This is a genomic window from Marinifilum breve (assembly GCF_003202155.1).
Lineage (GTDB): Bacteria > Bacteroidota > Bacteroidia > Bacteroidales > Marinifilaceae > Marinifilum > Marinifilum breve.
In genome coordinates this window covers 376,380-389,798 of the sequence record NZ_QFLI01000002.1, presented here as the reverse complement: position 1 = coordinate 389,798, position 13,419 = coordinate 376,380, and the positions used below count along the sequence as shown (strand labels likewise).

Genomic DNA, 13,419 nt, shown 5'->3' with positions numbered 1-13,419 from the left:
GAAGAGAAAAGTGAAGAAAATGAGAATAGAAAATCTACAAATTGCTATTATAGGACTAGGTTATGTAGGACTTCCACTTGCCGTGGAATTTGGTAAAAAGTACCAAACAATAGGTTTCGATATAGATCAGAAAAGAGTTACAGAATTAAAGTCGGGATATGATCGTACTTTGGAAGTTGAGGCCGATGAGCTTTCCGATTCAGACTACCTTACTTTTACAGATCAGTCAAATTATGTAAAGGATTGTAATATTTATATTGTAACTGTTCCAACTCCATTAAACAATAATAACCATCCCGATTTAACCCCTTTGAGAAAAGCATCCGAAACTGTTGGAAATTTGCTTTCCAAAGGAAATATTGTGATTTACGAGTCTACTGTTTATCCAGGGGCTACTGAAGAAGATTGTGTGCCAATTCTGGAACAGTTCAGTTCGCTACGATATAATGAGGATTTCTTCTGTGGTTATTCTCCTGAGAGAATTAACCCAGGCGATAAGGTGCACACCTTAACAAGCATTAAAAAGGTCACTTCAGGATCGACTCCCGAAGTTGCCGATTTCATAGATCAGCTATATGCTTCAATAATTGAGGCAGGAACCTATAAAGCTTCATCAATTAAAGTAGCTGAAGCGGCAAAGGTTATAGAGAACTCCCAGCGTGATATTAATATTGCTTTTGTTAACGAATTGGCAGTCATATTTAATCGATTGGGAATTGATACGAATGAAGTACTCGAAGCGGCTTCTACCAAATGGAATTTTCTGCCATTTAAGCCGGGACTGGTTGGTGGGCATTGTATTGGTGTTGACCCGTATTACCTTACTCATAAAGCGCAGGAGGTAGGTTATAATCCTCAAATTATTCTGGCAGGAAGAAGATTAAACGACAATATGGGCTCCTATATAGCCTTTAATGTTATTAAAGAAATGATAAAAAAAGGCTTCAGAATTCCAGGTTCGCATGTATTGGTTATGGGAATCACTTTTAAAGAGAATTGCCCGGATATCAGAAACTCAAAGGTGATTGATGTGATACATGATTTAAAAGAATTTGGTTGCCATGTGGATGTGTACGATCCATGGGCGGACCCAATGGAGGTGATGGAGAAATATAATCTTCCCGTAATCTCCCATTTAAATGGTGATAAATATGATGCAATAGTAGCTGCTGTAGCACATCAGCAGCTGAAAGAGATTGATATTAAGAAGTTAAAGAATGGCCACAATACTGTGATTTTTGATGTGAAAAACATTTTGCCTAACGATGTTGTAGATAAGAGGTTGTAATGGAATTTAAAGAAAAGGTCTGTTAAGATTAAAAAATGAATGGAAAGCATAAAATAACAAACTCCGCAGTTCTGGTGACAGGTGGTGCTGGATTTATTGGGTCCAATTTATGTGAATTGCTTCTCAAACAGGACAATAAAGTAATCTGTCTTGATAACTTTAGTACTGGTTTCAGGGAAAATATCAATGACTTCCTGTCGCATTCCAATTTTAGTCTCATCGAAGGGGATATTAGGGATTATCAAACTTGCCAAAGGGCAATTGACCAGGTTGATTTTGTATTGCACCAGGCTGCATTGGGATCTGTGCCCAGGTCAATCAATGATCCGATGACAACCACAGAGGTCAATATTAGCGGATTTGTAAATATGTTGCATGCAGCCTGTGAAGCGGAAGTGAAACGATTTGTTTATGCTTCCAGTTCATCGGTATATGGAGACAGCAATGATTTGCCAAAATTGGAAAATAAAATAGGGAACCCTTTATCACCATATGCTGTGAGCAAGTTGACCAATGAAATTTTCGCTAAAAATTTTTCGGAATTGTATGGAATAGAGACCATTGGTCTCCGATATTTTAATGTGTACGGTCAACGTCAAAATCCCAATGGCCCATATGCAGCATTAATTCCCAATTTTATTCTAAAACTGTATAACCATCAGCAACCTGTAATTAATGGTGACGGGACTTACAGTAGAGATTTTACCTTTATAGAGAATGTGTTACAAGCGAATCAATTAGCTGCCCTAACTCCCCGAAATCAGATAGCAGGAGAAAAACAATTTCTTGCAGAGGTCTTTAATATTGCTTGTGGAGGGTCAACAACAGTGAACGAAATTCTAAAAAGCTTGTACAAAGAGTGTATTAAATATGACTCAAATATAGAATCGATTAAACCCATTTATGGCAAAGTAAGAAAAGGTGATGTGCCACATTCACAGGCTGATGTAATGAAGGCGGAGAAGTTGTTGGGATTTAACCCTGAGTATGATATAGATACAGGTGTAGAGAAGACTTGCCAGTGGTATTGGGGTAGGCTAACGAATAAATAAGGGATGAAAAACAGCCTTATAAAAGATTTTTTATCATATGGAGTGGTTGGTGTAATGGCCAAGTTTGTTGGTTTTATAACCATTCCAATTTATGCACGATTTCTTTCTCAGGCCGATTTTGGAATTTTGGAAATTATTTCCATTCTCATGGCCTTTCTCCCATTCTTTACTACACTTCAGCTGGAAAGTAGTTTTTTGAGATTGTATTTCGAAAAAGATACAATAAAAGAGCAAGGGAAACTTTTTTCATCGGGCTTTTGGTTGATGGTACCATGTAGTATACTGTTAACAGCAGTAATGCTTGGATTTAATAAAGCATTCTCAGGCATCTTTTTCAAATCCTCTGCATATTATCTGATTTTTATAATTGCCTCAAGTGAACTGCTTTTTAAAAACATTCTAGGTTACTGTACCATCATTTACAGGGTGGAGTTTAACAGGAAGGCTTATGCTGCATTTTATATTTCCTATGTTGTATTAAATGCTTTGGCGGGAATTTTTTTTATTGTTGTCTTAGATCAAGGATTACAAGGACTATTAATTAGCAGACTGATCATTACTTGCCTTTTTTCAGGTATTGCAGTGTATAATGCAAGGGCCTATACCCAATGGTATTTTTCAGGGACAATAGTGAAAGAAATGCTCACTTATGGAATTCCTTTAATACCATCAGTAATTGCAAAATGGGCGCAGAAGTATCTGCCAAGCATTGTTATTTTTTTCCTTTTCTCCATTCAGCAAATGGGAGTTTTTGCTATGGCTACAAAGGTGGTACTGCCACTGTTTTTATTAACTCAGAGTTTAAAACTTGCCTGGCATCCTTATTCCTTCGAGAATTACCAGAAATCCGATAGCAAGACCATTTTTAACGATTTCTATAATGTGTATTCTTTGATGGGATCCTTGATTGTAATCGTATTGCTGTTTTTTGGTAAAGAGTTGCTGATTCTCTTTGCTTCGGAGAAATTCATAGAAAGTCAGCACTTGGTTGGAGTAATTGCCATGACCTATATCTTAGGAGGAATGTCCGATTTGCTTTCAGCAGGAATATTAATAAAAAAGAAAAATATAATTCTTAGTTATTCTGCCATATTTTCAACATCCATTAGCTGTTTGTTCATGTATTTTTTGTCGATGAAATTCGGATTAATTGGAATTGTGATAGGAGGCTTAATAGGAGAAATTGTAAAGTATTTTATCATTGCCTTTTACGTGAATGAACACTTTAAGGATTACTTTAAATATTGGCGTACATCTATAAGCTTAAGTATATTACTGGCGATTGTAATTGCAAGCAATTTTGTTGGTAACCTGGCTGTTTTCGGTTTTAGGTTGATCTTATGCTGCTTGTTTTTGGCATTCATCTCTTTTGTCTATTTCTATAAAAACAATATGATTTCAAGACTAAAACTGTTTTGGTAGCATTCATCTCAATATTCGACACTACTTAAAATCATTAATGCATGAAAAAAGCGACAATTGCTACTGTGTATAGTGCTTCAAATGCCGATACAGTGGGGAATGCCAATAGAATAAAACGATATCAGATATTGGCCAGTCATTACAACCTGATCATTTTTACAAATCACCCGGAGTTCATAAAAAGTAAGGTGAATGCAAAGGTCGTAGCTGTAAAAAAATGGAAAATCCCATTTTTATCGGTTTACTTGTTTTGGTTGAAAATTGGTATTGCATTGCTATTTACAAAGTATGATTTACTTTTTCTTGTAATTTCAGATGCTCCCATATCATTTTTTAATTTTAAGAGTCCCTTCCTGTGTCATATTCAGTCGGCTCATTCTATACTGGGATTAAATGAAAAAAGAAGTAAAAGTTTTCTAAGCAAAAAGATCTCCTTACTCTACCTAAATGGGGTGAAAAAAGCTGATCACAGTCTTGCTATTTCAAAGCAGCTGGTTGATTATTTTGTATCACGAAAAGTTGATGAGGATAAAATTTCATACCTGCCGCATGGTGTCGATTTTAACAAGTTCAAATTGGCAGATCAGTGTGAAAATATAAATCGGGATGATAAGTTTAGGTTGATTTACACCGGTTGGGTATGCGAAATTCGTGGATTAAACTTGATGTTAGAGGGCTTAAAGGAACTTGTATCCGAAAAGAAGGATATCCAGCTACTGATTATTGGGGCAGAAGAGATCTACCAGAAGAAAATAAAGAATTGGAGCCTGGAAAATAAGATCCAGGATAATATAAAAGTGATTGGTCGAATAGATCACGATGAAATTCCTGGATATATCAACGAATCTAATGTATGCTTGAGTTTCCTTGAGGATATCCCATCCTATCATTTATCGCCACCCCAGAAGTTATTTGAATATTTTGCAATGGGTAAACCTGTGGTTGCGAACGACTTGCCAACCCATTCTCAGTACATTAAGGATGGTTTTAATGGTTACATTATAAAGGATCTAGATGTGAATTTGTTTAAGGATGCCATCTATAAATTATACAATCAAAAAGAAAGATTAGGTAAAATGAGTAAAAAAATTCGCGAGGATGCATCACAGTACGATGTACAGAAAGTGGAACTCGAACTTTTATCGAAAGTGGAGGAACTTATTTGCCGTCAGAATTAGTCTTAAAAATGTGGGACAACTATAAACATAAAAAACGTATTCTGATTGTAAACCCTGGACAGTTTGGCTATCAATCGGGCTACTTTTATTACTGTAAATACCTTAAAGAGGAGTACCATATTACTTTTATTTGTTACGATCAAGGATTTCCAAAAGTGGAACTCAATGGTATTGATATTCATTACCAGGAGATCATGCCCAATAAATTGAAACGTTTTATGGCCTGGCGAAAAAAAATTTTACAGGAATGGCAAACAGGAAAATATGAAAAGGTATTTATGGTTTATTTCAAATTATGTTTTTTGCTCGGGATCTCGATCAGCAAAGGATATAAAATACTCGATATCAGGTCGGGTTCTTTGAAAAGATCAGGATTGTCGAGGTTTCTCCAAAACCAGCAGATTCTGTTCGAATCATTATTTTTCGATCGCATTACGATTCTATCCGAAAAGTTGTGTGATAAATTAGGGTTTCCTAAAGCAAAATGTAGCCTGCTTCCGCTCGGTGCTGATATCGTACCATCTAATGGAACTGATTTTAATTCACTTAAATTATTGTATGTAGGAACATTAACCAAAAGGAACATACATGAAACCATAGAAGGATTTGCCTGCTTTTATAAAGAGTTTCACTCACAGGTGAAAATGACCTACGATATATTCGGATATGGAACGCAGGAAGATGAGGAACGATTACAAAAGAGCATTCAGCAAAACAATCTTCAAACTGTTGTTAATTTTCATGGTCGGGTAAATCATGATCAGCTTACATCATACTTTGCAAACTGTAATATTGGTGTTTCTTATATTCCTTTGGAGAAGTACTACGATTATCAGCCTCCAACCAAAACATTTGAGTATGTACTTTCAGGGATGATATGCATTGCGACTTCTACCTACGAAAACCGGAGACTGATCAGTTCAGAAAATGGTTACTTGTGTGAAGACAATGCAAACTCTTTTTATAATGCATTAAAAATGGCATTCAATTCAAGACACAGATTTAAAGCATCGGAAATTGTAAAATCACTTGAGTCGTATGAGTGGTCAAATATCGTAAAAACAAAGCTCAAGCCAGTTCTGGAACATTCATCACATGATTAAAACCTATTTGCACTATATCTATTGGTCGCTGATTTTTTTCACAGGGCTCATGCAACTCATGGGAATCTCATCGGCTATTTATAAAATTGGAGTTCCATTCATCTTGTTTGTGCTGTTGGGCCTGCAAATTGTGGAGTCGTGGGGCAGCTTTAAAACACCTTTTAAATTTTGGATCATTGGCTTTTTGGGAGTTGCTATTCTAAGTACAATTATCAATAAGTTAGATACATTTTCGTTAATCTATTTTTTAATTTATACACTTATATCCTATTTCTATTTCCTGGTATTGATTAATGAGAAAAGCATACTTCTCATATCAAGGGTGATCGATTTTATAAAAATACTTGTACTGATACAAGTACCTGCGGCAATTCTCAAATTCATTTCAAAAGGACAGAGTGAAGATGGGATCATTGGAACATTAACCTTACAAGGTGGAAGTGTATCTACAATTTTTCCGCTATTTATCATTGTGATTCTGTTTTGCATATTCTTATTCAAACCTCATATCAAATACCTGTTTTTAATAGGAGCATTTATTCTCTTTGCAATCATTGGAGATAAAAGAGCCATCTTACTCTTTCTTCCCTTGTTTTTTATTGTTGGATCGTACATGTATGTGAGGTTTAGTAAGTTGGAGTTGCTTTCCCGATTGTATAATAAATTGTTGATTATTGCTCTTTTGGGAGTCGTGGCATTTGCTTTTGTGGCCAAAACCAATAGAACCCTTAACCCGGAACATAGTCAGTGGGGAAGTGTAGATTTGGTTTATATTGGCAATTATATTCAGGAATATACGCAGGGAAATGCTGAAGATAAAGCACAATTAAGACGAAAGGATGGCCTTTTGTATTTTATCAATCATATGAAAAATGAAAATACCCAAACTGCCATATTGGGTGATGGAGCAGGAAAATTAATTCAATCTCAATACAATTCGCGTTCTGGTTTAATGATGGATGAATATGGCGTGAGATATGGTGGAAGGATGGGATTTGTTTGGCTGCTTACACAAGTGGGTTTCCTTGGTGTAAGTGTGTATCTGCTGTTTTTTTGCAGTTTATTTGCGCATGTTTGGAAATCCTATATACATCACCCCATATACCTGGCCTTTTTGTTACTCACTCTGGTGTTTTTTGTAGATACAACTATCTACTCCTATGTCTTTTTAAGATTTGAATTTGTGAAAGGCCTCTATTTCGTCATCCTTGCCCTTATTTTCCTGGACCAAAAATTTAAATCCAGTTATTTTACAGATTTAATGCTAAATAAAATTGTTTAATTGCAAATTTGAAAGCAAAATGCTGCGTGTTTTAATTGTGTGCAGTGGCAATAAAAAGTCCATATCGCCCTTTGTAAAGGAACAAGTTGATGAATTGGTCTCAGCAGGTGTAATGGTTGATGTTTTTTTGATCAAAGGGAAGGGGTTTACTGGTTACTTCAGGAATATATTTCGGCTTTGGAAACAGATTGGAAAAGCTTCCTATGATGTAATTAATGCCCATTATGGCTTAAGCGGCCTGTTGGCGGGATTGCAATTTAAAATCCCGGTAATTGTTACTTTTCATGGTACGGACCTTTACTCAGCTAAGCTGCGATTTTATTCCAGGATGGCCCAGATTTTAAGCAAAAAATGTATTGTTGTTTCACCCTATATGTTGCCATTCGTAAAAAATCGTAATGCAGCTGTTATTCCATGTGGTGTCGATTTTAAAATATTTTATCCCATGGATAAAACCACTTCTAAGAATAAAATGAAATTATCGCTGGATAAGAAGTACATTTTGTTTTCTTCCTCATTCGATAACCAGGTAAAGAACTATCCTTTGGCGAGGAAGGCTGTTGAGAATTTAAATGACAATTCTTATGAACTGATAGAGTTAAAAGGATATAAGCGGGAAGAGGTTGCCTTACTCTTGAATTCAGCAGAGCTTGCATTATTAACATCATTTACCGAAGGATCGCCGCAGTTTATAAAAGAGGCTATGGCATGCAATTGTCCTGTTGTATCAACAAATGTTGGCGATGTAAAAGATATCATTTCCAATACCAAAGGTTGTTACCTCACTTCATTTGAACCGGAAGACATTACAGATAAAATTGAGAAAGCCCTGGCATTTGGCGGAAAAACTGATGGTCGCAGTCAAGTTTCACATTTAACATCAGGCTTAATCGCAAAGAAAATTATTGAAGTCTATGAAACAGTTGCCGGCTAAAAAATTATTGCAATGAGAATTCTAATTGATATCGCCCATCCAGGCCATGTACATTTATTCAAAAACCTGTACTTCGAACTCAAGTCAATTCACAAGATATGGGTCACGGTAAAGGACATTCCCATTGCCATTCAACTGTTGAAACATTATAATATACCTTATCAAAAACTGGGAACCAAAAAGGATCATATTTTAGCAAAGGCTTATAGTCAGCTCCATTATAACTATTTGATATATCGACTTGTTAGGAAAAATAATATTGAAATAGGCATTGGTTCCTCCTTGGCCTTGGCTCATGTATCTGCAATCAGTTCAATGAATTCAATAATCCTGGATGATGATGATGATCATGTTCAACCCTTGTTTGTGAAGTTTGGTCATCCATTTGCAGATTACCTGGTATCACCAGCAAGCCTTATAGGAAACCGTAAAAAAAAGAATACTATTTTTTACAATGGCTTTCATGAACTGGCATATTTATTACCCAACAGGTTTGTTCCAGATGTTAGGGTTTTAAAGGAGTTGAACATCGATATTAGCGAAAAATTTTTCGTGCTTCGATTTAATAGATTCATGGCACATCACGATATAGGTCATAGGGGAATTTCTTTGGAACAGAAACTTCGAATTATTAGTCTCTTAAAAAAATATGGTCGAATTTTCATAACTAGTGAAGGGGATCTTGAACCCGAATTGATGGACTATCAATTGAAAATTAATCCTGAAAAAATCCATTCTTTATTGGCTTTTTCTCAAATGTTCATTGGTGATAGTCAGACCATGACATCTGAAGCTGCTGTACTTGGAGTTCCGTCAGTCAAATGCAACAGTTTTGCCGGCAAGCTGTCGGTTCCCAATGAGTTGGAGGATACATATGGCTTGTGCTATGCATTTCAGCCGGGCCGCTTTGATGAATTTTTAGATAAAATAAAGGATTTATTGGAATTGAACGGCAGAAATGAAGAATGGAAAAAAAGAAGGTTAAAAATGTTGAAAGATAAAATTGATTTAAGTGATTTTCTGATTTGGATGATATCCAACTATCCTGAAAGTGTAACATCTACTTCTATCAATACAGATTTATTAGCTCAATTCAGATTAAATGAAACTAATTAGCATTGTTGGAGCAAGACCTCAAATCATAAAAGCGGCTGCATTAAGCAGGATAATTCGGCAAAAATATTCAAATGTTATTACTGAAATTATCGTACATACGGGGCAGCACTATGATGAGAACATGTCGAAGGTATTTTTCAAAGAACTTGAAATACCTTTACCAAAATACAATCTTAATATTGGTTCTGCTATTCATGGAAAGCAGACTGCAAGAATGATATTGGGACTCGAGGAGGTATTGATGAAAGAGAAGCCTGACTATGTGGTGCTGTTTGGCGATACAAATTCTACTTTGGCAGGGGCAATTTCAGCAAGTAAATTACAGGTTTCCATTGTGCATGTTGAAGCAGGACTTCGTTCGTACAATAAAAAAATGCCTGAAGAAATTAACAGGATTCTCTGTGATCATGTTTCCACATTCTTGTTTGCACCCAATAAAAAGGCTGTCACAAATCTGGAGAAGGAAGGTTTTGACACTTCTCATCGTTCAAATTTTAGTATCGATCAACCAGGTATTTTTAATGTTGGGGATATCATGTTTGATAATTTTCTATACTATTCTCAGATGCCTTTCAATAGTATTCAGTGCAAGAAAAAGCTACAGAATGAGTATATACTAGCTACAATTCATAGAGACCATAATACAGACAATGCTGAAAATCTAAGAAATATCTTTAAAGCACTTTTATATATTGCCAACCAATTTTCAATCGATATCAAAATTCCCTTGCATCCGCGAACCATGAAATGTATGTCTGAAAATTTGCCACAAGCTTTACTCAGGAAAATAGACAATTCAATATATATACAAAAATTACCTCCGGTCTCATTTATGGAGATGATTGAACTGGAAAAGAATGCCAAATTGATCATTACAGACTCGGGAGGAGTTCAAAAAGAAGCATACTTTTTCAATAAACCATGTATAATTCTTCGTAAAGAGACTGAATGGACAGAAATACTAGAAACGGGTATGGCTTTACTTTGTGGGGCAGATTATAGAAAAATAGTTGATGCATATGGTGTTTATGATGAGATTAATACTAGGAATTTCCCAAAGATTTTTGGAGATGGGAATACTGCGGAATTAATCTGCGATATATTAATCAAGAATAAAAAGAAAGAAAAGCTTGTGAACCATAATAAAAGGGTGAATACTTTATAAGTTATTTAAAATAACTGTTGGTTTATTATTAAAATGAAGATACTAGAAGGCAAAAATGAGGTTGATGAACAGTTATGGGAGCGGTTTATTTATGAACATCCAAATGGAAATGTTTTTCATACCCCTCAAATGTTCCAGGTCTACGAAAATACAAAACGGTATAAACCACTAATTTTAGCCTTGGAAAAAGAGGGCGAAATTAAAGGAATGCTTATTGCGGTTATCGAAAAAGTATTGAATGGCTTACTGGGGGAGTATTCTGCACGGTCTATTATACGTGGTGGTCCATTAGTGGAAAATAACGATAAAGAACTCTGCAAGTTATTGCTTGATAACTATAATGAAATAGCGAAAAAACATGCCATCCTATCCCAGGTTCGAAATTTTCATGATACCTTAAATTATGAATTCATTTTTAAAGAGAATGGATTTTACTTTCTTGATCATTTGAACATTTTTATCAACTTGGATGTGTCGAAAGAGAAACTTTGGAAATCTTTGCAATCCAAGAGTAGAAATAAAATCAGAAAAGCCAGGAAACTGGGTGTTGAAGTTGAAATTGATACCTCAAATGAAGGCCTTATTGAGTCTTATGGCATCCTTAAGGAAGTATATCATAAGGCTCGCTTACCCTTGCCTGATATTACATTTTTTCAGAATATAATTACTCATTTCACGAAGGATCCTGCCATTAAAATATTTGTTGCCAAATTTAACAATGAGATTATAGCCTGTAGAATAGCCTTGCTTTATAAATCGGTGGTTTATGATTTTTTTGCAGGTGCAAAATCAAAACATCACCATAAATGTCCAAACGACATATTACCATGGGAAATTTTTATTTGGGCCAAGGGAAATGGTTACACTTTGTTTGATTTTGGAGGTGCGGGATCACCAAATGTACCTTATGGAGTACGCGACTATAAAATGAAATTTGGAGGAGAATTGATGCGATTTGGAAGATATGAGAAAATACACAAACCAACCCTGTTTTCCATTGCCAAAAGGGCTTTTCTTGTGTGGCAAAAGCTGAAATTTACTTTCTAAACCTCCTGAAACTACGACCGATAATTTACAAATGAATTACTTTAAACCTTAATTGAGAATGGAATTGATCCACCATCCAGAAAAAATTAATCGCGAAAAATGGGAGGAGTTTATTCATTATCATCCCAATGGTAATGTGTTTCAAACGCCTCAAATGTACGATGTGTATAAAGAAACACCGAAATACAAACCTATTTTTTTGGCAGTTAAAAATGAGTCGGAAATTTTAGGAACCCTACTTGCCGTTATTCTAACGGTACACGAAGGGATACTTGGTAAATTTTCGTCAAGGGCAATCATAATGGGAGGACCAATTGTGAAGGGTGATAACCTGCAGGTAACAGAATTGTTATTGGAGCAATATAGCAATAGGGTTAAAAACAAGGCGATTTATACACAAATTAGGAATTTATGGGATACCTCAAAAATCAAATCAAGCTTTAATGCTTCTCAATTCAAATATGTAGAACACCTGAATATACTTGTTGATTTGGAGAAGAAGGAAGAGGATTTATGGAAAGAAGTCGAAAAGAGAAAGAGAAACCGTATTAGAAAGGCACAGAAAGAGGGAATAGAGATCTCTGTAGATAATTCAGATGAGGCTATTGTAAATGTATATAGGGTTCTTAATGATGTATTTAGAAGGGTAAAACTGCCATTACCCGACTTGGTTTATTTTAAGAATCTTAGAAAGAAATTAATTGGTAATCCGGGCTTACTCATTTTTGTGGCGAAACATCAGGGCAAAATAATTGGATGTAGTATTTCGTTAAAATATAAAAAGGTAATCTACGACTATTACGCTGGCTCGTATTGCAGTGAGTATGCTAAATGCCCCAATGACTTAATTCCCTGGGAAATTTTCCTTTGGGGAAAAACAAATGACTGTAAAGTTTTTGATTTTGGAGGAGCCGGGAAACCCAATGTTTCTTATGGAGTAAGAGATTATAAAAAGAAGTATGGCGGTAAAATAGTGAACCTTGGAAGATATGAAAAAGTTCATCAGCCTTGGATGTATGCCTTTGCCAAAAAAGCTTTTATGGTTTGGCAAAAATTGTAAAATAAAGTAATCCAACTCGTATGAAACGTGATTTTACCTTACAATCTTACGAATCCATTTGTCGAACCATTGTTGACTTAAAGATTAATGCAATGCCCTTTCACAATTATTTTGAGAAGGAATCAGCTGAACCCTTGGTTATTTTGCGTCATGATGTTGATCGATTTCCAAAAATGGCTCTTCAAATGGCATTGTTGGAAAATAAATATGGCCTGCGCTCAACTTATTATTTTAGAAATATAAAATCGATTTTTAAGCCGGATATCATTAAAAGGATTAGTGAATTGGGACATGAGATTGGATATCATTATGAAAGCTTGGCTCAAAGTAATGGAAATATGACTAAGGCTTTGGAAATCTTTAAAGATAGTTTGAATGAAATGAGAAAAGTCTGCTTGGTAAGCACCATTTGCATGCATGGAAGTTCTTTTTCGAAATGGGACAACCGGGATTTGTGGAAAGAGTATGACTTTGAAGATTTTGGTGTAATAGGCGAACCGTATTTGTCAATTGACTATAACAAAGTGACTTATATTTCCGATTCAGGAGGAAGCTGGAGAGATAGGGGGCAGAGAGTAAGAGATAAACTACCACAGATGTTGGAGGTAGATTCTACCGAAGAATTACTTCGAAAAATGAAACATGATAATATCAAGCAATTAATTATTTTAACACACCCTGACAGGTGGCATTCAAATATAATATACTGGGGGATTGAAAGGTTTATGTGTAGGGTGAGAAATACAATTAAAAGAATTTTATTGCAATAGTA

The 13,419-nt window shown here is 35.4% G+C and carries 12 protein-coding genes; all 12 read left to right on the top strand.

Annotation, left to right across the window (positions count from 1 at the left end; genetic code table 11):
• The first annotated feature begins 19 nt into the window (after positions 1 to 19).
• From tviB to DF185_RS05635, 12 genes are read left to right on the top strand one after another with little or no spacing between them, the layout of a single operon-like run.
• Positions 20 to 1,288: a Vi polysaccharide biosynthesis UDP-N-acetylglucosamine C-6 dehydrogenase TviB gene (gene tviB, locus DF185_RS05690; RefSeq protein ID WP_110359770.1), complete on the top strand. Its 1,269-nt coding sequence runs from the start codon at positions 20 to 22 to the stop codon at positions 1,286 to 1,288.
• Between the two features lie 35 nt (positions 1,289 to 1,323).
• Positions 1,324 to 2,340 carry an SDR family oxidoreductase gene (locus DF185_RS05685; RefSeq protein ID WP_110359769.1) on the top strand — a complete coding sequence of 339 codons (1,017 nt, stop codon included), beginning with the start codon at positions 1,324 to 1,326 and terminating at the stop codon, positions 2,338 to 2,340.
• Positions 2,341 to 2,343: 3 nt separating this feature from the next.
• Entirely contained in the window at positions 2,344 to 3,762 is a 1,419-nt protein-coding gene (locus DF185_RS05680) for a lipopolysaccharide biosynthesis protein (protein WP_110359768.1), read from the top strand.
• A 41-nt stretch (positions 3,763 to 3,803) separates the two neighbouring features.
• Positions 3,804 to 4,940 carry a glycosyltransferase family 4 protein gene (locus tag DF185_RS05675; RefSeq protein WP_110359767.1) on the top strand — a complete coding sequence of 379 codons (1,137 nt, stop codon included), beginning with the start codon at positions 3,804 to 3,806 and terminating at the stop codon, positions 4,938 to 4,940.
• Positions 4,941 to 4,948: 8 nt separating this feature from the next.
• Positions 4,949 to 6,043, top strand: coding sequence for a glycosyltransferase (locus DF185_RS05670; RefSeq protein WP_110359766.1), 1,095 nt, complete (start codon positions 4,949 to 4,951; stop codon positions 6,041 to 6,043).
• Complete coding sequence (locus DF185_RS05665) at positions 6,036 to 7,325, top strand: hypothetical protein (RefSeq protein ID WP_133249968.1); 1,290 nt, start codon at positions 6,036 to 6,038, stop codon at positions 7,323 to 7,325. Before DF185_RS05670 ends, DF185_RS05665 begins: the two co-directional genes overlap by 8 nt.
• 19 nt (positions 7,326 to 7,344) lie before the next feature.
• The gene (locus DF185_RS05660; protein ID WP_133249967.1) at positions 7,345 to 8,259 is read left to right on the top strand and encodes a glycosyltransferase; all 915 of its coding nucleotides are present in this window, start codon (positions 7,345 to 7,347) and stop codon (positions 8,257 to 8,259) included.
• A gap of 12 nt (positions 8,260 to 8,271) precedes the next feature.
• Entirely contained in the window at positions 8,272 to 9,375 is a 1,104-nt protein-coding gene (locus DF185_RS05655; RefSeq protein WP_110359763.1) for a DUF354 domain-containing protein, read from the top strand.
• Positions 9,362 to 10,540 (top strand): non-hydrolyzing UDP-N-acetylglucosamine 2-epimerase, encoded by a 1,179-nt coding sequence (gene wecB / locus DF185_RS05650; RefSeq protein WP_110359762.1) that lies wholly within the window; start codon positions 9,362 to 9,364, stop codon positions 10,538 to 10,540. Before DF185_RS05655 ends, wecB begins: the two co-directional genes overlap by 14 nt.
• A gap of 33 nt (positions 10,541 to 10,573) precedes the next feature.
• Positions 10,574 to 11,587, top strand: a complete 1,014-nt coding sequence (locus DF185_RS05645) for a lipid II:glycine glycyltransferase FemX (RefSeq protein ID WP_110359761.1) — start codon at positions 10,574 to 10,576, stop codon at positions 11,585 to 11,587.
• 58 nt (positions 11,588 to 11,645) lie between these two features.
• Positions 11,646 to 12,647, top strand: coding sequence for a lipid II:glycine glycyltransferase FemX (locus tag DF185_RS05640; RefSeq protein ID WP_110359760.1), 1,002 nt, complete (start codon positions 11,646 to 11,648; stop codon positions 12,645 to 12,647).
• Positions 12,648 to 12,667: 20 nt separating this feature from the next.
• Positions 12,668 to 13,417, top strand: a complete 750-nt coding sequence (locus DF185_RS05635; RefSeq protein ID WP_110359759.1) for a polysaccharide deacetylase family protein — start codon at positions 12,668 to 12,670, stop codon at positions 13,415 to 13,417.
• The last annotated feature ends 2 nt before the right edge of the window (positions 13,418 to 13,419 follow it).

Excerpts from the sequence above, each read along its gene's own strand:
- tviB (WP_110359770.1), top strand. The coding sequence starts at position 20 with ATGAGAATAGAAAATCTACAAATTGCTATTATAGGACTAGGTTATGTA.
- DF185_RS05685 (WP_110359769.1), top strand. The coding sequence starts at position 1,324 with ATGAATGGAAAGCATAAAATAACAAACTCCGCAGTTCTGGTGACAGGT.
- DF185_RS05680 (WP_110359768.1), top strand. The coding sequence starts at position 2,344 with ATGAAAAACAGCCTTATAAAAGATTTTTTATCATATGGAGTGGTTGGT.
- DF185_RS05675 (WP_110359767.1), top strand. The coding sequence starts at position 3,804 with ATGAAAAAAGCGACAATTGCTACTGTGTATAGTGCTTCAAATGCCGAT.
- DF185_RS05670 (WP_110359766.1), top strand. The coding sequence starts at position 4,949 with ATGTGGGACAACTATAAACATAAAAAACGTATTCTGATTGTAAACCCT.
- DF185_RS05665 (WP_133249968.1), top strand. The coding sequence starts at position 6,036 with ATGATTAAAACCTATTTGCACTATATCTATTGGTCGCTGATTTTTTTC.
- DF185_RS05660 (WP_133249967.1), top strand. The coding sequence starts at position 7,345 with ATGCTGCGTGTTTTAATTGTGTGCAGTGGCAATAAAAAGTCCATATCG.
- DF185_RS05655 (WP_110359763.1), top strand. The coding sequence starts at position 8,272 with ATGAGAATTCTAATTGATATCGCCCATCCAGGCCATGTACATTTATTC.
- wecB (WP_110359762.1), top strand. The coding sequence starts at position 9,362 with ATGAAACTAATTAGCATTGTTGGAGCAAGACCTCAAATCATAAAAGCG.
- DF185_RS05645 (WP_110359761.1), top strand. The coding sequence starts at position 10,574 with ATGAAGATACTAGAAGGCAAAAATGAGGTTGATGAACAGTTATGGGAG.
- DF185_RS05640 (WP_110359760.1), top strand. The coding sequence starts at position 11,646 with ATGGAATTGATCCACCATCCAGAAAAAATTAATCGCGAAAAATGGGAG.
- DF185_RS05635 (WP_110359759.1), top strand. The coding sequence starts at position 12,668 with ATGAAACGTGATTTTACCTTACAATCTTACGAATCCATTTGTCGAACC.